Annotated in this window: 14 protein-coding genes; 12 read left to right on the forward strand and 2 right to left on the reverse strand. The window is 53.2% G+C overall.

Features of this window, described 5'->3' with window-relative positions:
* Positions 1–664: 664 nt before the first annotated feature.
* A complete protein-coding gene (locus tag AC23NW_RS09570; RefSeq protein ID WP_293840625.1) occupies positions 665–1,309 on the reverse strand; it encodes a GntR family transcriptional regulator in 645 nt (214 codons plus the stop codon).
* Positions 1,310–1,455: 146 nt separating this feature from the next.
* Between AC23NW_RS09570 and AC23NW_RS09575 the strand changes: the two genes are divergently transcribed.
* From AC23NW_RS09575 to AC23NW_RS09630, 12 genes are all read left to right on the forward strand, one after another.
* Positions 1,456–2,457, forward strand: a complete 1,002-nt coding sequence (locus AC23NW_RS09575; RefSeq protein WP_487449119.1) for a Gfo/Idh/MocA family protein — start codon at positions 1,456–1,458, stop codon at positions 2,455–2,457.
* 97 nt (positions 2,458–2,554) lie between these two features.
* Entirely contained in the window at positions 2,555–3,958 is a 1,404-nt protein-coding gene (locus tag AC23NW_RS09580) for a DegT/DnrJ/EryC1/StrS family aminotransferase (RefSeq protein ID WP_487449121.1), read from the forward strand.
* Positions 3,955–5,298 carry a neutral/alkaline non-lysosomal ceramidase N-terminal domain-containing protein gene (locus tag AC23NW_RS09585; RefSeq protein WP_487449122.1) on the forward strand — a complete coding sequence of 448 codons (1,344 nt, stop codon included), beginning with the start codon at positions 3,955–3,957 and terminating at the stop codon, positions 5,296–5,298. The genes AC23NW_RS09580 and AC23NW_RS09585 overlap by 4 nt, the downstream gene beginning before the upstream one ends.
* 23 nt (positions 5,299–5,321) lie before the next feature.
* Positions 5,322–6,626 carry a hypothetical protein gene (locus AC23NW_RS09590; RefSeq protein WP_487449123.1) on the forward strand — a complete coding sequence of 435 codons (1,305 nt, stop codon included), beginning with the start codon at positions 5,322–5,324 and terminating at the stop codon, positions 6,624–6,626.
* Positions 6,627–6,787: 161 nt separating this feature from the next.
* Positions 6,788–8,887 (forward strand): PVC-type heme-binding CxxCH protein, encoded by a 2,100-nt coding sequence (locus tag AC23NW_RS09595; RefSeq protein WP_487449124.1) that lies wholly within the window; start codon positions 6,788–6,790, stop codon positions 8,885–8,887.
* A 47-nt stretch (positions 8,888–8,934) separates the two neighbouring features.
* Positions 8,935–9,267, forward strand: coding sequence for a high-potential iron-sulfur protein (locus AC23NW_RS09600; protein WP_487449126.1), 333 nt, complete (start codon positions 8,935–8,937; stop codon positions 9,265–9,267).
* 37 nt (positions 9,268–9,304) lie between these two features.
* On the forward strand, positions 9,305–10,672 hold the full coding sequence (locus AC23NW_RS09605; protein ID WP_293845874.1) for a Gfo/Idh/MocA family oxidoreductase: 1,368 nt from the start codon (positions 9,305–9,307) through the stop codon (positions 10,670–10,672).
* A gap of 201 nt (positions 10,673–10,873) precedes the next feature.
* Complete coding sequence (locus AC23NW_RS09610; RefSeq protein WP_487449127.1) at positions 10,874–12,199, forward strand: sugar MFS transporter; 1,326 nt, start codon at positions 10,874–10,876, stop codon at positions 12,197–12,199.
* Positions 12,196–13,392, forward strand: coding sequence for an N-acetylglucosamine-6-phosphate deacetylase (nagA, locus tag AC23NW_RS09615; protein ID WP_487449129.1), 1,197 nt, complete (start codon positions 12,196–12,198; stop codon positions 13,390–13,392). Before AC23NW_RS09610 ends, nagA begins: the two co-directional genes overlap by 4 nt.
* Before the next feature lie 80 nt (positions 13,393–13,472).
* Positions 13,473–14,243 (forward strand): glucosamine-6-phosphate deaminase, encoded by a 771-nt coding sequence (locus tag AC23NW_RS09620; RefSeq protein WP_487449130.1) that lies wholly within the window; start codon positions 13,473–13,475, stop codon positions 14,241–14,243.
* Positions 14,244–14,505: 262 nt separating this feature from the next.
* On the forward strand, positions 14,506–15,657 hold the full coding sequence (locus AC23NW_RS09625; protein WP_487449131.1) for a helix-turn-helix domain-containing protein: 1,152 nt from the start codon (positions 14,506–14,508) through the stop codon (positions 15,655–15,657).
* Between the two features lie 122 nt (positions 15,658–15,779).
* A complete protein-coding gene (locus tag AC23NW_RS09630; protein WP_293835752.1) occupies positions 15,780–16,559 on the forward strand; it encodes a hypothetical protein in 780 nt (259 codons plus the stop codon).
* Positions 16,560–16,727: 168 nt separating this feature from the next.
* Here AC23NW_RS09630 and AC23NW_RS09635 read toward each other — a convergent pair whose 3' ends face one another.
* Positions 16,728–20,048, reverse strand: coding sequence for a UvrD-helicase domain-containing protein (locus tag AC23NW_RS09635; RefSeq protein WP_487449132.1), 3,321 nt, complete (start codon positions 20,046–20,048; stop codon positions 16,728–16,730).
* Between the last annotated feature and the right edge of the window lie 67 nt (positions 20,049–20,115).

Here is a 20,115-nt window from a genome sequence, read left to right on the forward strand (position 1 = left end):
CGATCAACCGGAAAAAAGAAATCTATCGGAATTGTGCAGCCATAAATCACCCGTTAACCGGTATAAATACCGGTCCGGAATCGGACGGAAAAAGCTTTTCATTTGCCGGAAAAAGACTCCGGAAAAAAGCGTTTACCATTCATATAGTACACGCAGATTCAGAATACGCCGAAAGGCATTTTTACTTCTGAACAGACCGGCTTAGAAGTGCATGCGGTCAGCAGTCATCAAATCTTTCATAAAGTATTGAGTTTTTCAGAGGGCAACAAATTATTGCCGTTGAATATGTTTACAAAGAAAAGGTTATTATGTAAACAAAGTCAAATGCGCAGCAATATTTTTTTCAGAAAAGGTCAAAAAAGTGTCAGAAGGCAGCGTGCTGGTACAGACAGATAAACAAAAACCCTGACACAGCTTAGGGCTTTGTGTCAGGGCGGGAGTTAGTATGTGCCGGAAAGCCAGATAAAACAGTGGCGTTAATTTCCGCTATTATGACCTAAGTAAGCAGAATCAGATTAGATTTAGCCAGAGAGCAAAGGGTTGTATGTCAATGACTTATTCACTCAATCGCACAGTCACTAATTCGCTCAATTACTTATATGTATATGTGGTAACTGGAAAAATGGACAGGTTATTGATTATGAAACAGTTGTAAATACAGGGCTCATTGGTCTTCGAGCTCAAGTACGGCGACTTCGCCACGGATCAGATGGCGTGACAGTGTTTCTTCAGCCAGTTTAAGGTCACGGTTTTGTAGGGCTTTCAGTAATTGCCGGTGTTCCTGGTCCGTGAGTTCGTAGTCATCCATGTGGATCTGCGTTTTACCGAGTTTCTGGTGAAACAACGGAATGTTGCTGAGCTCGTATAAATCCTTAAGCTTGTCGTTCTGAGCGCAATCAATGATTGTTTCGTGAAACTTGACATCTGCCTCACAGGCACCGCCGAAGTAACCCCGTTCGACCATTGATGAGAAATCATTACAGATCTCTTCCAGCCGTTCCAGTCCTTTTTCGTCAATTTTCTGAATGGCTAGCCTGATTGCGCCGAGTTCCAGTACTTCCCGTAACTCCCTGATCTGCCGGATATCATCTGCGGACATGGACTTTACAAAGTAGCCGCCTTTTTCACCGGTTACAATCAGTTGTTCACCCAGCAGGCGGGTCAGGGCCTCACGGACGGCCATACGGTTTACTTCCAGCCGTTTAGCCCAGATGTCTTCCTTCAGGCGGGTACCTGCTCCAAGCTGGTTTGACAGTATTTTGCGACGAAGTTCTATATAAACTTTATTTGCCAGTGAATCAACCTTCATTTTGTAGTCAAAAAATGTGTGAAAATGTAAACAATTTTTAGCTATCTTTGTAAAGGTAAAATTAATTACATAAAAAAACACATCATAGCTGCTTATACTACTATAAATTCTAAAGTTTTTATCAACGTTCAATCTAATCATCCGGAATGACGCATTTCGTGTATAACCGACGGAATTTTGTTAAACGTGCAGCGATGGGCAGTCTGGTGCTCGGGGCTGCTTTACCGGCGATGGCCGCCCAAAAAACAACAGCTACCGGCAAACGGGTCGGGATCATCGGCCTCGATACCTCACACAGTACCGCCTTCACCAAAGCCTTAAACAGCCCTGATGCCAGCCCTGACTTTATGGGCTACAAAATTGTGGCTGCGTACCCTTACGGAAGCAAAGATATTGAAAGCAGTACCAAACGGATTCCGGGGTATACGGACGAAGTAAAAAAGCTGAACGTCGAAATCGTTGACTCCATCAGTGACCTGCTGAAAAAAGTTGACGTGGTGATGCTCGAAACCAACGATGGGCGGCTGCACCTCGAACAGGCTTTGCTGGTGTTGAAAGCCGGTAAGCGGTTGTTTATCGACAAACCAATTGCCGCTTCGTTGCCGGACACCATTGCCATTTTTGAGGCCTCGCGTAAATACAATATTCCGATCTTCTCGGCATCGTCGCTCCGCCATATAAAAGGTATTGAAAAAGTAGACCGGAAAACGGTGGTCGGCGCGGACACGTTCAGTCCGGCAGTGCTGGAAAAAACGCACCCTGATTTGTTCTGGTACGGTATTCATGGCGTCGAAACGCTGTACACCGTCATGGGTACAGGCTGCAAACAGGTTGTCCGGGTGCACAACGACGGGACCGACATCGTGATCGGGACGTGGGCTGACGGCCGCGTCGGCACATTCCGCGGCACCCGCACAGGCAAGCACGATTACGGCGGCACGGTATACACGCAGAACGGCAACATTGTGCTCGGCCCGTACGGCGGCTACGAACCCCTGCTGAAAGATATTGTCCATTACTTCGAAACCGGTGAAGTGCCGGTTACCCCCGAAGAAACCCTCGAAATTTTTGCCTTTATGGAAGCCGCCGACGAAAGCAAACGCCGCGGCGGCGCTCCGGTCACCCTTGCCAGTGTTATGAAAAAATAAAGAGCGATAGAGTGAAAGTGTGAAAGAGCGAAGCCTCCTGCCACTCTTTTACTCTATCGCTCTTTCACTCTTTAAAATAGCTATCACTCATTAAAATATGCCTGCTCAACCTGTTTCCCGCCGTGAGTTCATTAAGCGGAACTCCCTCTCAGGACTGGGGGCTGTGCTAGCCCCGTCCCTGCTGACCCATGCGGCACCGGCGGCCCCTGACCGGCCGACGGTTGCTGTCTCACATTCGCTGGCTGAGCCACCGGCTTTGCTGGGCGGTAAGCCAATCCGGAGTAAAGAATGGCCCGCATGGCCCGTCTGGAAGCCCGAAACCGATGAGAAACGGTTGCTGGAGGTTATCCGCAGCGGTGTCTGGTCGCGGGCCAGTGTGGTTACGGAGTTTGAAAATGAATGGGCCAAAACCGTCGGGGCGAAGCGCTCGCTGGCAGTCGTGAACGGTACAAACGCCCTGATTACGGCCCTGGCGCAACTGGATATCCGGGGCGGCGACGAGGTGCTGGTGCCGCCGTATACCTTTATCGGTACCGTGGCGCCGATTCTTGCCAACGGGGCCATGCCGGTGTTTGTCGATATTGATCCGGCCACGTTTCAAATTGATCCGGCCAACATTGAGGCGAAAATAACGCCCCGGACAAAGGCGATTATTCCGGTTCATATCCTCGGTTTGCCCGCTGACATGCCGGCCATCCTGGCCATCGCCAAAAAGCATAAACTGGCCGTTATCGAAGATGCCTGTCAGGCACACATGGCCGAAATCAACCACCAGAAAGTCGGTACGTTCGGGGATGCGGGGTGTTTCAGCTTTCAGAATTCGAAAAATCTGGCCATCGGTGAGGCCGGGGCCATTGTCAGCAACAACGACCTCTTTATGGACCGCTGCTTTTCGTACCACAACTACGGCAATCCCTATGGCATGGCTTCGGGAGTGATCGGCGCGGGAACGATTATGCAGGGTAACAAACAGCGGATCACCGAATATCAGGCCGCTATCGGGCTGGCCCAGCTGAAACGCCTGGATGCCGAAACGACGCTGCGGAATGAGAACGCGGCTTACCTCAAAGCAAAGATTGAGAAAATCCCGGGCGTCGTACCCTACAAGCTGTACGATCATGTGACCCGGGCGGCGTTTCACCTGTTCCCGTTCCGGTACAAAAAGGAAGCCTTTAAAGGGTTGTCGCGGGACACATTCCTCAAAGCACTGACCGCTGAGGGCATTCCCTGCTCAAAAGGATACGCTACGCTGAACAACATGCCGTATCTCAACGACGCTTTCCAGTCGAAAAACTACCGGAAAATGTACCCGAAAAACACGCTGGATTTTAACCGGTATGTTGCGCAGAATCATTGCCCGGAAAACGACCGTATCTGCAACGAAGAAGCTGTCTGGTTTACCCAGAACATGCTGCTGGGCACACGCGCCGACATGGACGAAATTGCCAATGCCATCGAAAAGATCTACAATCACGCGGATAAACTCGCCGGTCTCAAATGAAAAAACTGCTTTGGCTTGTCGTCGTACTGGCTTGTTCACCGGTCATGGCCAAAGGCTGGAAGGCGGGTGTGGCCAGGGTGGTGATTACCCCTGACAGCCCCATCTGGCAGGCGGGCTATGCGTCGCGTACCCATGCCTCGGAAGGCAAACTGCACGATTTATGGGCAAAGGCACTGGCCCTTGAAGATGAAAACGGCAGGCGGGTAGTTTTGGTGACCACCGATATGCTGGGCTTCCCGAAAGCAATGTCGGACCGGATTCGGGAGCAGCTGAAAAAACAAACCGGTCTCGACAAAAGCCAGATTATCCTGAACAGCTCACACACGCATTCAGGACCGGTGCTGTACGATGCCTTGCAGGACATTTATCCGCTCAGCGAAGCCGGCCAGAAAACGATTGATGCCTACTCCCGTAAGCTGGAAACGACGATTGTGAGGCTGGTTGCCAACGCCATTGCCGACCTCGAACCGGCTGACATCTTTGCGCAGAACGGTGTCACGCGGTTTCAGGTGAACCGCCGGAATAACAAGGAGGGGGCGTTGCGGGAACAAACCGAACTGAAAGGTCCCAACGATTATGCCGTTCCGGTAATCAAGGTTGTAACGGCTACCGGCAAGCTGAAGGCCATTACGTTCGGTTATGCCTGTCACCCGACCGTGCTGGACCTGTATCAGCTGTCGGGCGATTATCCGGGGTTTGCCCAGCTTGAGCTCGAAAAAACGTTTCCGGGCACAATCGCTCTGTTTTTTCAGGGGGGAGCCGGTGACCAGAATCCCTTGCCGCGCCGGACGGTTCCGCTGGCCAGGCAGTATGGCCGTGAGCTGGCCGCGGCCGTGGAGCGCGTACTCGAAGAGCCGATGCGCCCGCTGGCAGCCCAAGCCAGAACGGCCTATATTGAAATCGACCTGCCGTTATCAGCACCCCCAACGGAAGCCGATCTGAAAAAAACGCAGCAGGATGAAGCGCCCTACATGCGGCGGTGGGCCACCCGCCTGCTTAGTGAAAAACAGCAGGGAAAGCCGTTCCGGTCCTCATACCCGTACCCGATGCAGCTCTGGAAACTGGGCGATCAGCCGATTTTCAGCTTCGGCGGTGAACTGGTAATTGAGTATACCCTTACCTGCAAACAGCGCTTCGGACAGGACGTGTTTGTGATGGGCTATTGCAACGATGTGATGGGTTATATCCCGTCGGCAACCATTCTGAAAGAGGGGGGCTACGAAGGCGCTTCCTCACAAATGGTTTACGGCCTGCCATCCATCTGGGATGCCCGCGTACCCGATCTTATTCAACAGGAAATCACCCGTCTGGCCGCGCAGGTTGGTCTGGAGGGGAAGTGATGCCGTTATACCCTTAAACGAAAATGACCCTGATCAACGCTACTGACATACTTGCTTCCTCATTAACGGCCACGCCCTGTTATTCGGGGTTTCCGCTGGCGCACGATACCTATAATGCCATCACGGCAGCCAGCGACGGCCGGATTTATTACGTCCTCTGCTCGGAATCGTATGATACCGGCGGGCAGATGTATGCCTACAATCCGGTCACTGATCAGACGGAATGGCTTGCTGATCTGACCGACATCTGCGGAGAAAAGGAGGCCAATGCCATCCCGCAGGGGAAAAGCCATGTGCGATTCTATGAACATGCCGGTAAGCTGTATTTTGCCACCCATATCGGGGTGTACGAGATGATCGACGGCATGGAGCGCTTGCCCGTTACGGCGCCGGACGGCAAACAACTGTATCCGGGCGGGCATTTTCTGGCTTATGACCTGGATACCAGAACGGTGGAAGACCTGGCCATTGCACCGGAAGGGGAAGGAATTCTGACCATGACCATCGACCGCGAACGGGGCCATCTGTACGGGATTACGTGGCCGCTCGGCTATTTCATTCATCTGGATCTGAACACGCGGGTACTGAAAACCGTAGGGCTGGTTTCGGCCAGAGGCGAAGCCGGAATACCGGGTGATGATTACCGGGTATTATGCCGGTCGATGCTCGTTGACCCGCGTGACGGTTCGGTGTATTTCTCCACGGCAGAGGGCGATGTATTTACGTATCACCCTGACAGGGAAGGGCTTAATAAGCTGGAGAGCGTTGATTTACGGCTTGATTATTTCGGGAAATACGACCCGACGCATCCGGGGAGCATGGGCTACAACTGGCGGAAAATTTTCTGGTATGCGCCCGAACAGGTGGCTTATGGGATTCATGGTAATTCAGGGTATCTGTTCCGGTTCGATCCGGCGAAACAAACCATCGAACTGGTGGAGCGGCTGACCTCGGAGCCCTCGCGGAGGAGCGGGATGTTTGACCAGTTCAGCTATGGTTATCTCGGGTTTCAGCCAGGGCCGGACGGCGAAACCATTTACTACCTGACCGGCGGCCCCGTTTATGTCGATGGTAAACGGCTGAAAGGCGCGGATCAGATTGCCAAAGGTGCGGCGAAAGGGCTGGAGAACCTGCATCTGATCACGTTCCATATCCCGACCCGTCGCTATATCGATCACGGGCCGGTCTTTTATCCGGATGGCAGCCGGCCTACCTACGTAAACTCCATTGCCATCGGCAACGATGGTACCGTGTATACCCTCGCCCGATTTGTGCACGAGGGGCATGAAATTCAGGATCTTATCCGGATTGACCGGCCGATGGTGTGAGGCAATGAATAGTGGTGGCACGACTAGGCGTCCCCGACTGGGCGTCCCCGACCGCCAGGCGGCCCTGTTAGAGTGGTGCCACCACTATCACCCACAGGGACATCCGTACTTCGATTAGTCTGAAACCAATACAACAACGTAGCTTATAACCTGAATCGTAAATGAAAAAAGTCCTGCTTTTGTCATTGCTGACGGGCATCAGCTTGTCATGCGCGACCTATACCGACCCGCTGACGCCCGACGAAGCATTAAAACGCTTTACCCTGCGTGATGACCGGCTGACGGTGGATATTTTCGCGACGGAGCCACAGGTGCTCGACCCTGTGGACATGGTGTTTGATGAAAACGGCGATGCCTACGTTGTGGAAATGCCGGACTACCCGTCGAAACCCGAAGGCGGCACCCTGAACGGGGCTATCCGGCTGTTGCGGGATACGGACAACGATGGCCGCATCGACGCCATGACCGTCTTTGCCGACAAGCTCTCGGAAGCCACCAGTATTTTGCCCTGGGAGGGGGGGGTGCTCGTGGCGGCGGCACCGCACATCTATTTCATGAAAGACACCACCGGCGACCATCGGGCCGATGTACGGGAAATTCTTTTTTCGGGCTTTTTTGCCAACAACTCCGAGGCCCAGATTACCAACCTGCACTATGGCATCGACAACTGGATTTATGCCTCGAACTGTGGCCAGGCCGGTGAAATTACCTATACCCGCGATCCGAAGGCTAAACCGGTGTCAGTAAAAGGGGGCGATTTCCGGTTCCGGCTGGATCGGGGGCAGTTCGAAATCGAATCAAGTTCGGGGCAGTTCGGCATGGCCATCGACGATTGGGGAAACCGGTTTTTTACCGAAAACTCCCTGCATGCCCAGTATGCACCGATTCCGGCCCGCTACCTGTTCCGGCACGGATTTCTGCCTTCCTACGATGTTGCTCAGAATATCTCGGACCATGATCCGGAGGTGTTTCAGGAAACCCGGCCGCCATACTGGCGCAAGGAGCGGACAATCCGCCGGAACCAGCAATTCGAGGACGCTGGTCTTGATCGCCACGAATACGCCGAAGACCATTTTACGGGTGCCTCGGGCGGTACCTACTACGGTGGAACCCTGCTGCCAAAAGAATACCGGGGCGCCCTTTTCACGGGTGAAGTAGCCGGCAACCTGATCCACCGCGATGTGCTGGTGCCGGCCAAAGACAGCCCGACATTTATCGCGCAACGTGGTGAAAACGAGAAGGCACAGGAATTTCTGTATGCAAAAGACCCGTGGTTCCGGCCTGCTCAGTTATCGGTGGGGCCAAACGGCGTGCTGTATGTGATTGACATGTATCGCCAGCATATCGAAACGCCGACGGCCATTCCGGAAGACCTGAAAAAAGACATGGATTTTTTCAATGGCAACAAGCTGGGCCGTATTTACCGCATCATTCCGAAAAACACCCGGATCGAAACCGCCCGGCCGGATCTTCGGGCCAAAACACCGGCCGGACTGGTGGCACTTCTGGGGCATCCGGAGCAATGGTGGCGGTTGCAGGCCCAGCGCCTGCTGCTCGAAAAGGGTGATAAAAGCGTGATTCCGGCGGTCAAAACGGTATTCCTGACCCATTCGGATGCCCGCGCCAGACTACATGCTTTTTTTGTGCTGGAGGGCCTGAATGCCCTGGATGACCGTATTATCGGCAAGGCTATGCAGGATAAACAGCCGGATATCCGTCGGTATGGCCTACAGCAGGCGGAAAGCAGACCGGCGTTTCTGCCGCAGATTATTGCGTTAACCGATGATCCTTCCGTGCATGTGGCTTATCAGGCGTGCCTGAGTCTGGGTGAATTTCCGGAAGCCGTAACCCGCCAGCCAATGGCGCGTGTGCTGGCGAAACATGCCGGTGATAAATGGTTCAGAATGGCTGTGTTAAGCTCACCAGCCGGATCATCATCTGCCTTTATCAGGCAACTGCAGCAGGATGGTTTTCTGAACCGGTTGTCAGCGGAAAAGCAGACGTTTCTGAAGGAATACGGGCATGTGACCGGCGCACGGAATCAGGGGGGAGAGGCCGTTCAGTTGCTGACACAATGGGAAGGTAACAAGCCGGTATATGCCGCTTTGCTGAAAGGCGTCACGGCGGGGTTGAAAAAAGCTGAACTGATGCCGGATGTTGCGCTGAAAGCCCGCCTGTCTGCCCTGATGGAACAGGCAGATTCTGTAACTAAAGAGAATATCAAGGCTGTGCTGACGAAAGAGCCTGATCCTAAACAGTAAAACGGGCGGTTGCCTTGCACGGTGTTTATGACCTGTATTTCCGTATCATGAAACGACGAAACTTTATCCTGACGGCCATTTCAATGCCTCTGACGGGGCTTTTGGTGAGTAGCTGTCAGTCAAAAACGACTTCTGAGGCAAGCGGCGCACAGAAAGAAACAGATTACTGCTCCGACTTTTCGGAGGTTCCGGAAAACGACCTGAAAACCCGGAAAAAACTGGGTTACGTCGAGAAATCGCCTATGGCAGAGTCAAAATGCGGTAACTGCAATCTCTGGTTGCCGCCCAAAGACGGAAAGCCGTGCGGAGGATGTCTGCTCTTCAAGGGGCCGGTCCGGACGGAGGGGTACTGTACCTACTGGGCACCGCAGCAAACATAAATCAGAACACTAACTCAGCCTTTTTCTCAACCGTTACATGGCAAACGACCTTATCCGTTCCGCTGACAATTCACGGCGTGACTTCATTAAAAAAACACTGGCAGGTTCTGCCGCACTGACTATTGGCGGGGTGTTACCCGGCTTTACCCCAAAGAGCTATGCCCGTATTCTCGGGGCTAACGAAAAAGTCCGGCTGGGCTTTATGGGCGTCAACAGCCGTGGTCTGGCGCTGGCCGGTAATTTTGCTCTGCAACCCAACTGCGATGTCGTGACGATTTCGGATGTGGATACGCGGGCGGCGGAAAAATGCATTAATGCCGTGTCGAAAATCTCGGGGGCCAAACCAAAAAATACGCCTGACTTCCGTAAAGCGCTGGACGATAAGGATATGGATGGGCTCGTCGTGGCGGCACCCGATCACTGGCATGCCCCGGCGGCGATTCTGGCCTCAAAAGCCGGCAAACACGTTTACCTCGAAAAACCCTGCTCACACAACCCGAATGAGGGGGAACTGCTGGTGGCTGTCCAGAAGAAATACAAAAATGTAATCCAGATGGGCAACCAGCGCCGGTCGTGGCCGAACGTGAAGCAAGCTATCAAGGAGATTCACGACGGCGTAATTGGCCGGCCGTATTTCGCCAAAGGCTGGTATACCAACAACCGGGCGTCCATCGGGGTCGGTAAGCAGATGGCGGTTCCGTCGTGGCTGAATTATGATCTGTGGCAGGGACCGGCACCGCGCCGTGGCTATAAAGACAATGTCATTCACTACAACTGGCACTGGTTCTGGCACTGGGGTACGGGTGAGGCGCTGAACAACGGCACCCACATGCTCGACCTGATGCGCTGGGGGATGCAGGCCGAATACCCGACCCGCGTCAGTTCGTCCGGCGGCCGCTACCGCTACCAGGACGACTGGGAGGCGCCGGATACGCAGGTGATTAACCTCGAATTTCCGGACAACAAATTCATGACCTGGGAGGGCCGCAGCTGCAACAGCCGGAACGTGGAAGGCAGCAGCGTCGGGGTATCGTTCTACGGTGAAAAAGGTACGCTGGAGTACGGTGGCGGCAACGCCTACAAAATCTACGACCTGGATAACAAGCTGGTTAAGGACGTGAAAAATGACCTGCCGATTGACCCGCGCAACAAAATGGACCCGTCTCAGGCACTCGACGCGACCCACTTCCAGAACTTTATTTCGGCTATCAAAAACGGAACGGCTCTGGCTTCAGACATCATGAGTGGCCACCAGAGTACGCTCCTCTGCCAGCTGGGCAATATCGCCCTGCGCTCCGAAAGCATTCTGGACATTGACCCTAAAACCGGCCGCATCAAAAACAACAAGGCTGCCCAGAAGTTCTGGAGCCGCGAATACGAAAAAGGCTGGGAGCCAACGGTATAGCTTTTGTATGCCACATAGCCACATAAATAATTGAGTGAATTAGTGAATGTGCGATTGAGTGAATAAGCTGCTGCAATATGGTAGTTTGTTTTGCGGTAAACGCTGATCTGATTACTAAAGTGTTTTAAAAAAACTTTGTTTTCCTATGTGGCTATGTGGTAAATCACAATTTTATTACGTCTCAGCCAGTAAATCAACGCAATGAAAATGAGTGCAGTCGCAATTGACGTGAGCAGCCTGTCGAGGCGCGAAACCAATATGTCGATCTTTCTGATCGGGGTGATGTTTTTCATTTTTGGTTTCATTTCATGGGTCAACTCCATTCTGATCCCCTATTTCAAAATCGCCTGCGAACTGACAAGCTTTCAGGCTTATCTGGTCGCCTTCGCGTTCTACATTGCCTACTTCATCATGTCGGTACCGGCCTCATACATGCTCCGGACACAGGGGTTTAAAAAGGGGATGATGTTTGGATTCTGGTTCATGGCTCTGGGTGCGTTTATTTTTATACCGGCGGCCATGACCCGAACCTACGGCATTTTTCTGGCCGGGCTATTTACGATCGGCATCGGACTGGCGATTCTGCAAACGGCGGCTAACCCCTACATCACCATTCTGGGCCCGAAAGAACGCGGGGCGCAGCGGATCAGCATGATGGGTATCTGCAACAAGGCCGCCGGGATACTGTCGCCCCTGATTTTTGCGGCCGTTATCCTGCGGCCGACCGATACCGATCTGTTTGCGCAGCTGGGCACCATGAACGCGACCGAAAAAGCTGCCGCGCTGGATGAGCTCGTTCGCCGGGTGATTCCGCCGTACACGGTGCTGGGCACGTTTCTGTTTGTGCTGGGGTATGTGGTGTACCGCTCGCCGTTGCCCGAAATCAATACCGAACACGAGACGCCGGAGGTTGCTTCGGCCAATGCGGGCAAAAAAAGCATTTTTGATTTTCCACACCTGATTCTGGGTGCGGTGGCGATTTTCCTGCATGTGGGTACGCAGGTCATTGCCATTGATACCGTGATCGGCTATGCCAATTCGATGGGCATTGACCTGCTGAAAGCTAAAACGTTTCCGTCGTATACGCTGACCTGCACCATCTGCGGCTACCTGATCGGCATTATCATTATCCCGCGGTATGTGAGTCAGGTAAATGCGCTGCGGTTTTGTACGGTGCTGGGTACAATCTTTACCCTGCTGATCATTAATACGAAAGGGACCATAACGTTCCTGGGGCATACCGCTGACATATCAATCTGGTTTGTGGTGCTGCTCGGCCTGGCAAATTCGCTGGTGTGGGCCGGTATCTGGCCGCTCGCCCTCGACGGACTGGGCCGATATACCAAACTTGGTGCCTCTATTCTGATCATGGGCCTGTGCGGGAACGCCATTATGCCGCTGTTCTACGGTTATTTCGCCGATGCCTACGATGTCCGGACGGCCTACTGGGTGCTCTTCCCGTGCTACCTGTATCTGGTTTATTACGCGGCTTATGGCCATAAAGTAAAGCGGTGGGGGCTGGCATGAGAACAGTTATTACCAACGGCACTGTCCTGACCCCTTACCGGACCATCAAAAACGGGTCGGTGGTTATCGAGGCGGGCAAAATTACCGGCGTCCATGCCGGACCGGTTGACGTACCCGACGCTACTGTGATTGATGCGGGCGGGCAGTACATCGCTCCGGGCTTTATCGACATTCACGTACATGGCGGCGGCGGGCATGATTTCATGGATGGAACTGAAGAGGCATTTTTAGCCATCGCCAAAACCCATGCCCGCTACGGTACGACGGCGTTAGTGCCTACCACCCTGACCGCCGAAAAGGAGGATTTGCTGCACACGCTGGCTATTTACGAGCGGGCAAACCGGAACAATACCGAAGGGGCGGCTTTTCTGGGCATACACCTCGAAGGACCGTATTTCGCCCTGTCGCAGCGGGGTGCGCAGGATCCGCGCTATATCCGCAATCCTGATCCGGCGGAATATGAGGAAATACTGGCCAACTCATCGTCAATTAGGCGCTGGAGTGCGGCGCCGGAGCTGGCGGGAGCTATTCCGTTTGGCCGGCGGCTGCGTGAAAAAGGCATTCTGGCCGCCATTGCCCATACCGATGCCGTTTACGACGATGTAGTAGAGGCCTTCGAAAACGGTTATTCGCTGGTAACACACCTGTATTCGGCTATGTCGGGGGTGACGCGTAAACAGGCGTTCCGGTATGCAGGAGTGATTGAAAGCGCCTACCTGCTTGACCTTGATGTTGAAATCATCGGCGATGGCATTCACCTGCCCGCGCCGCTGCTCAAACTGGTCTACAAAATTAAAGGTCCGGACCGTACGGCCCTGATCACCGATGCGATGCGCGGGGCGGCTATGCCTGAAGGTGAGAGCATCCTCGGCTCCCTGAAAAACGGGCTGAACGTGATCATAGAAGACGGGGTCGCCAAACTGCCCGACCGCAGTTCGTTTGCCGGTAGCGTGGCTACCTTCGACCGGCTGGTGCGAAATATGGTGACTATGGCCGATGTGCCGTTGCCTGATGCCGTACGCATGGCCAGCACAACACCGGCCCGCATCATGGGGGTCGGGCAGCAGAAAGGAGCCCTGGCCGCAGGAAAGGATGCCGACATCATTTTGTTTGATGACAGCATACACGTCAGCCTGACGATGGTCGGCGGGCGGGTAGTATTCCGGGAAAATCCGGACGCGAAGGAATATTGATTGACCACATAGCCACATAGGACATATAAGAGAAACTATGTTTTCTAATGTGGCTATGTGGTAAAAAAGAGACAGTATATATGCCATTGATTTTTGAAACAACCGTAGACACTTTACAGGTAAGACAGTTTGCAACACGGCAGGAGCTGGGTGCCGACGCCGCCCGGCAGGCAGGCGATAAAATCCGCGGGCTACTGGCAGCGCAGGAAACGGTAAATGTCATTTTCGCTGCGGCTCCTTCGCAGAACGAGTTTCTGGACGCCCTTGCCCTCCAACCCGACATCGACTGGCAGCGGGTGAATGCCTTCCATATGGACGAATACATTGGCCTGGCCGATGAAGCACCCCAGCGGTTCGGCAATTTCCTGAAAGACCGCTTTTTTGCCAAAGTACCGCTGAAAACTGTCTTCTACATCAACGGCAACGTCTCTGATCCTGACGCTGAATGCGCGCGCTACGAGGCCTTGCTACGGGCGTATCCGACGGATATCGTCTGCATGGGTATCGGCGAGAACTGCCACATTGCCTTCAACGATCCGCATGTGGCCCTGTTCAATGATCCGGTGCTGGTGAAAAAAGTCGGTCTTGACCTGACCAGTCGCTGGCAGCAGGTGCACGACGGCTGCTTCCCCACCCTAGATGAGGTTCCGGAATATGCCCTGACGCTGACGATTCCGGCCCTGGTAAAAGCACCCACAGTCTATTGCATGGTTCCGGCAGCGCATAAGGCCGAAGCCATCGCCCACACTTTGCAGGATGCAGTTTCCGAAACCTACCCCTCGACCATCCTCCGGCAACACCCGGATGCCACATTGTTTATCGATGCAGATAGCGGGAAGTTTTTGGGTTAGGGTGTTGTTGCTGATGGTTCTGATAGTTACTGGTGGTTATGATGGTTGCTGGGGGTTCTGATGGTTACTGGTGGTTCTGGTGGTTACTGGGTTCTGATGGGGTTTAACTCAGAACCATCAGCAACAACCAGAACTACCAGCAACAAAAAACACATCAGCAACAAAAAAACAAAAAAGTCCGTTTTAGCAGAAAATGCCGGTTTTCTGGATTTTTTTAGCAAAAACCATATTTTTACTAAAAAAAGAGCAGACACCGACGCCTATGAGTCTCGTCAGCGAAAATATAAAGTACCTCCGCAAACTGAACGGATTAACCCAGGAGCAGTTCGCCCGTCGCATCGGCATTAAACGGTCGTTGCTGGGAGCGTACGAGGAAGCGCGCGCCAATCCGAACCCGAACAACCTGATTGCTATTGCTAAGGCGTTCAATGTCAGTGTCGAAAATATTCAACGGCACGATCTGCGAAAGCTGCGGGAGACACCGAGCCTGACCATGTCTTTTGACCGGCAGGCCGCCCAGTCGCGGGTCGATACAACGGCTCCGCCCCGGTCGATGTTTGCTGATGATGACCCGTTCGGCGACCCGCCACAGACACATCGCCCGGATCTGGCCGATGTGCCCAAACCGTTAGCATCGGTTCTGGAAAAGTATTACCGGAACCCGACGGCTGTGCAGCCACCCGCCGGACCGCACATTGCCGGGCAAAATCAGGTGGCAAATCCCTACAGCGCTCCCGTACCTGAGCCACCGGTCATCCGCGACCCGGTCGTTCGTGACCCGGTCATCCGTGACCCGGTCTCACGTGAACAGGCGATAGGTGGGGGAATGCCCCGGATGGAGCCGGTGCCGGTGACTAAGCCGTCCGTCAGTCAGGATATGCCGCTGGTGTTTAATAACAGCTATGAGCAGGCAGCGGGTGTGCCCGTCGTCAGCGAACAGCCCGCCGCGCAGCCGGTACCGCTGATTATGCAATATCAGTTCAGCGAGTATCAGCAGCGCCATCAGCAGGCCGACTTTATTAACCGTCTGCCAACCATGCGGTTGCCGACGTTGCCAACGGGTAACTACAGGGCATTTGAAGCGGATGCCGATTTTGTGATGCCGGGCGCACTGCTGGTCGGTCAGTTTATCCGCAACTGGTTTGACATTGTGGATGGCCGTCTGTATGTGCTGATGCTGCATCACCAGGGGCTTGTCTGCCGGCGGATATTTAATCAGGTGAAAGTAAAGGGTACGTTATTGCTGACGGCCGATAAGGCCACGGTCGCCAGCCGGGAGGTACCCCTTAAGGATGTACTGGAAGTCTGGGAAATCAGGGCATTTTTCAGCCAGCAGCTCCCCGAACCACCTCCGAATCAGGAGCGTCTCCGCCAGCTGGTTGAGGAATTACGGTTTGAGGTGAACAGGATGTAAGCAGGAATTACTAAAACTAAAAGCTCCGATTGTCAGGAAACAGTTGGGGCTTTTTTATTTCGTATCAGCATAAATTTATGGACTATTGGCAGTTGCAGTCTGCTGTTAACACACGAATCTATATGAGAATACTGGTAACACTAATGCTGTTCAGCGGCATTGTTCAGGTTTCAAAAGGGCAACAACTGCCTGATTTGAAAGAGCTTAATCGCTATGTTCATGTCGTGCCGGGCGGCACTGACAAGGCCTTGAAGCGGGTCGAACTAACTTCCGATATTGATACAAGCTGGTCGCGCTGGAAAGAAAGGGGATATAGCTTTGGCTTCAATCCATCGCTGACGCCTATGTACACGTCAATAAACGGAATATTGTCGACTCCCTACATGATTCAGGTGCGGGGGAATGCCGAAGAACGCAATAAAAAACGATGGGGCTATCATGTATTTGAAGGATATGCCCGCGATGATAAATCGCGGATAACGATGCTGGTCAATAAACATGTTGAGCTGGAGCGGCCCGTCGCTGAGTTGTATTATTACGGAACCACCTACAACCATTCTGAACAGGCATACAACTGGTTTCGAATCGGTTCAGACGTCCGGCAGCATTCCTTCCTGTTCGGTCGTGATCAGGCCGTGTTTTACGGTTCGCTCAGGCTGACAAATGTGCTTACCTTAGGATCACTCGGAAAAGATAACCTTTCCAGTGAAAAACCGCAGGGTGATGACGAACAGAATTATCGGGAAGATGCAAAGTATGTAAACTATAAAGAGCTGAAAAACAGCGGCGACGGGACCATGTTCTACGATAAAGACAACAAAATCGTGGTCATCAAAGTCGACGGAAAGTGGATGAAGCTCAAAGTTGAAGAGCTACCTGCCGGAGTTGACTATAAGTTTTGAGGATGCGAAGTGGATGAAGCCATCACTGACCAGGGATGGTTAAGACGCATTCAGGCATTCAGCATAATATTTAATACTCCACGCAACGCGTGGCCTGAATTTTATGCTGAATATCAGCCCACATTTACATAAAAAAACTGCCAAACGACAACGTGCGCTGATAAAAACTTAGACCGGAACGACTTTGGGTTGCTCGGTGAGGTAAACGAGCCGGCCTTCAACTTCGTTGTAGCCCATTTCACGGTACAAATTCGTGAAATACCGCAGGCTTTGGGAGTCCTGAGCCGCCATGTGCGGGGCACTCTGAAACTGTACCAGCACAAGGCTGCCGTCAGGACGATGCACTACGCGGTGAGGCGCGCTGTGTAAGCGTTTTCGGTTCAGGATGCTACGGTCGGTATCGACGCGCAGGGCAGGATCAAAGAGCGGAGCGAGGTCGGGATGGCTGACAATGGCCGTCAGCCGCTGACGGATGTCGTTCGACTCGGCCGTCCGGATAAGCCCTTCACTGATCAGCTGCCGTAGAATCGGGTCGATGCCGGCTGCACTTTTTAGCAAACTCAGTGCGGCTACTAACTTCCGGTCACGGTCGTGCGTGCGTTCAAACGTACGGGTATCAAATAACCGCTCAGCCTGCCGGCGCAGCTGCATGTTCTGTGCCCGGTCGCCGCTGGTTACGGCTTCAATCCAGATAACCGACTCATCTTTAGTTGTTTGTTTTTTCGGGTAAGCGTCCGGACATGCCGATAAAATGTACGTTGACCGTCCTTCGGACCAGCCACAACCACAGGCTTTGGCTTCGTCGCTTAGCAAAAAAGCATGGAGCCAGTAACTCACCGACTTCTGGGCCATCTGTTTGCTAAAATCCTTTTGCTGGGCAATAATATACAGCCGGTCAGTTGGCCGGGTAAACGCCACATACAACAGGTTCATGTTTTCGAGAAATACCCGTGTGGTTTCTTCTTCGTGCTGAGAACGAATAGATTGCGGTAATTTTGCCAGGGCTTCACTACGAAGCCGGGCAGGGGCGTGCCGGAGCCGGATCGTTTCCCCCGTTGGCAGGCTGTGCCGCAGCGGATCCGCTTTTAACGAGCTCAGGGTCAGCCATAAATCACCGCGAGGGGCCACTTCCCAGTTAGCAAACGGAATGATGACCACCGGATATTCCAGCCCTTTAGACTTATGAATGGTCTGGATGCTAACGGCATTCGTCTGCGCCCCTTCACCCACTGAAACCTTGTGCTGCACCGACTCCCAGTAGAGGAGAAAGTCAGCGAGATGCCCGCTTTGTTTATGGCCAAAGGTCAGCACTTCATCCAGAAACCGGAACAGGAACGGCGCTTCCGATTCGCGGTCGTACAGGCCAAACAGGTAAATCAGCTTTTCGGCCAGTTCATAGGCATTCAGCTGCCGGAGCGCATGCGGATTCAGCGAGTGACCATATTCGCGGAAGTAGTTGTAAACCAGCGTGTCGTCGTGAGATTCGGCGAGCGTGCGCAGTTCTGCCGTTTGGGTATCGTCGGGTTGAATGGCCCGCACCACCCGGCAGTACAGATACAGCAGTTCGTACCGGAGCAGTTTCAGGTCGGGACGGATCAGCACCTGCATCAGCGTGACAATCAGCCGGACACTGTCGGCATACTGAAGGGACAGTGAATCGGCCGAAACCAGCGGAATCTTCAGGGCGTTCAGCTCGTTGGCCAGTGCTTTTGCCTGGTCTTTTTTGCGGCACAGGATCGCGATATCGCCGTACTGATACCCATCTGCCAGCGCCTGATTGAGGTGTTCGAGCGTTTTGGCCAGCATCACACTGGTCAGGTCGGCCGACTCATCACCGTCTTCCTTACTGACGAAATCAATCTGAACATGGCCCTCTTCCCGCGCCTTTGGCGAATGCAGCTGGTGAAACAACTGTTCCCGGTCGAAGACATCGGCAATTTTGAGGTGATCCCCTTCAAAACGGCGTGCGACATACTCAAAGAGCTGATTGTTGAAGGTAACAATGGGTTTGGCACTCCGCCAGTTGGTCCCCAGAATCTCGCTGTGCAGATTACCGTGCAGACTATCAATGCGTTCGGCAGTGAACGAGGTTGGTGAATGGGCCTGTTTCAGGGTATCCAGGTCGTTGCGGTGCAGCGCCACGATCTGATCCATATCCCCGCCCCGGAAGCGATAGATAGCCTGTTTCCCGTCGCCTACCGCCAGATTGAAATGCCCGAAGCCCAGCGCATTATCGATGAGCGGAAGCAGGTTCGCAAACTGAAGTTTAGAGGTGTCCTGAAACTCGTCGATCAGGATATGGTTGTATTTCGCTCCCAGTCGTTCGTAAAGAAACGGTACCGGCTCGGTCGCGACAATGTTGAGAATCTTTTTGTTAAACTCCGAAATATGCACCCGTCCGTCTTTGCGGAGCAGTTCGTCAAATTCCGTACGGAGTTGTTTCAGTAAGGCAATTTTGTAGAGGTGCGGCATAATGCCGTCGTAGAGCATCGCCAGGCTCATACGTTCCTCGCGGATGGTTTCGATAGCCGCAAAGCAGTCACACAACTGGTCAGCCATGCCATCAATCATCGCCTGCACATGCTTCGGGGCTTTTTTAGTATACCATGCACCTTCCTGGATGGCCTTGGTGTGATAGGAGTTCACGGATTTGTACGCGTCTCCTTCGGCAATCGCCCTGAAATAGCCGCCGATCCCCTTGCTGCCCTGCGAAAAATCAGCTTCCGACAGATGCTGGTCGCAAATGATCGTCCAGGCGCGGCGGCCGTGTACAACAATATCGTCTTCCATTTTCTGCCGGAAATCCAGCATTTTCCGGCGCATGGCCTTTATGGCGGCCGGCGTCAGTTCCTGAATGGCCAGAATTGCCTCATAGAGCTGATCGGAGGTCAGGTTGCGGCCAAACTCCTGCAACAGCACAGGCAGCTGGTTCCAGTTTTCCCCTTCAGCGGCGGTTTCGCGGTAATACTGCGTCAGTATATCGGTGACCTCATGCATTTCATCGGCCCCCGCCTTTTCGATCAGGTTATCGACCGCCAGGGCCAGCACCTCGTCGGTATCCATTTCCACCTCAAATGAATAGGGCAGACCCAGTTCGTCGGTAAAGGCCGTGACAATGCGCTGGGTAAAGCTGTCGATGGTCGTTACCGAGAAATTGGAATAGTCGTGCAGGATGGTGCGGTAGACATTGTGCGCCCGCGTCCGAAGCCTTTTTTTGGCCACGTCGAAGGCATCAGAACCTGTCTCAACCCCGAACAGTTCCGTGGTCAGGTCATCAATCAGGGGTAATTCCTTTCCTTCTGCCATGTCTTCGAGCCGTTCCAGAATCCGGTTTTTCATCTCGTTGGCGGCGGCATTGGTAAAGGTAATGGCCAGAATCTGGCTGAAATAGCGTTCACTGTTTTCCGGTTTCAGGGCTAATTTCAGGTACTCCCGCGTCAGGGTGTACGTTTTTCCGGAACCGGCTGATGAACTATATATTTTAAACATAAGGCTGCGTCACTTCGGCGGATTGCCGGCAAATAAACAGGCGTTGAGCCATATAAAGTTCGTATAT

It is taken from the genome of Arsenicibacter sp. R0_47, assembly GCF_057652235.1.